This window comes from Streptomyces sp. NPDC059564, assembly GCF_042735575.1.
Lineage (GTDB): Bacteria > Actinomycetota > Actinomycetes > Streptomycetales > Streptomycetaceae > Streptomyces.
In genome coordinates this window covers 1-1,377 of the sequence record NZ_JBHWBP010000686.1, presented here as the reverse complement: position 1 = coordinate 1,377, position 1,377 = coordinate 1, and the positions used below count along the sequence as shown (strand labels likewise).

The following is a 1,377-nucleotide window of genomic DNA, read 5'->3' as shown; positions in this document are numbered from 1 at the left end:
CCCTCGGGGGTGCGGGCCACGCCCGTTTCTCATTCGAGGCCCGGAGAGATCCGGGCGGGTCCGGCGGCCGGGGCGTCGCGCAGCTTGTTCTGGAGTTCCCGGCTCCGGTCGGTGAGCCGCTGGGGGCCGCTGTGTGGCGGGACCCCGGAGACGCTGGTGCCGGGCGGGAGCGGGGGCTCGTACCGGCCCGGCGCGGTCACGGTCGTGTACCCCGTGGCCACGGCGATGACGGTGGTCAGGCCGAGCGCGGCCCGCGCCCAGCGCAGGGCCCGGTTCTCGGTGAGGACGCGCACGGCCGCCGCCGTGCGGCGCGGTTCCAGGGGTACGGGCGGCCGGACGGCGGCGAGCAGTTCGCGCAGCACGGCCGACTGCTTCCCGGGCGCCACGTCGGTCAGCCCGGGCACCCGGTCGGCGAGGGCGGCGTGCGCGTGGAGCAGCCGGTTCCCGGCGGCCAGGGTGGTGGCCTCGGTCTCGGCGGCGGTGTCGGGCAGGTCGAGGCCGATGCCGTCGTAGAGCAGTACGGTCCGGCGGTGCGCGGGCGGCAGGTCGAGGAGGGCGTTCAGCAGCATCCGGTCGACGGGCTCGGCCGGGGCCTTGCCGGGGCGCCGGTAGCGGTGGCGCAGCCGTGGCCAGGGGGAGAGGGCGTAGTCGTACGCGGTCGCGCGCACCCAGCCGACCGGGTCGGGGTCGGTGGCCACCTCGGGCCAGCGCCCCCAGGCCTGCCGGAACGCCTGCTCCACCGCCTGCTGGGCGAGGGCGGGGCGGCCGGTCAGGAGGTAGGACTGGCGGACCAGCGCGGGGGCGGCGCGGGCATAGAGGGCGTCGAAGGCCTGGGCGGGTCTGGAGGGGGGCGGCTGCGCGGGCTCGCCGCCCGGCTGCGGGGGCTCGCCGCCCGGCTGCGCGGCTTCTCCCGGCTGCGGGGCCTGCCCCGGCTGCGTGGTCTCCCCGGAGTGCGCGGTTTCTCCCGGCTGCGCGGCTTGCCCCGGCCGCGGGGGCGCGCCCGGAGGCGAGGGGTCGCTCTGCGCGGGATCGTTCTGTGGCGCGGCGGGCTTCGGTTCGGGCTGGAGTACCGGCGCGGGGGCGGACGCGTGGGCGGGGGAGGGGCCGACGGGTTCGTCCGGGTCGCCGGAGCCTCCGCCCCCGCCGGAGCCGGTGCGGACCGGGGTCTTCGCCTCGTGGCGGGTCAGGGAGACCGGGGGGCGGGCGGTGCCCTTGGCGGCCGGCTTGGGCCGGGTGCCCGGCCCGCCCGAGCGCGCCGGGGCGGCGCCGCCCGTCGCGAAGGCCCGTACGCCGGTGGCGGCCCGGGGGGCGGCTCCGGCGGGCGCGGAGGGCTCGGCCGGGTCGGGGGGGCCCGGGGGTTCCGGAGTTCCGGGGGCT

Annotated in this window: 1 protein-coding gene; it reads right to left on the bottom strand. The window is 80.1% G+C overall.

Features of this window, described 5'->3' with window-relative positions; genetic code table 11:
• Positions 1-29 precede the first annotated feature (29 nt).
• The coding region (locus ACFV0Q_RS41645) for a DNA-directed RNA polymerase sigma-70 factor (RefSeq protein ID WP_385013324.1) at positions 30-1,377 on the bottom strand (1,348 nt) is incomplete at its 5' end.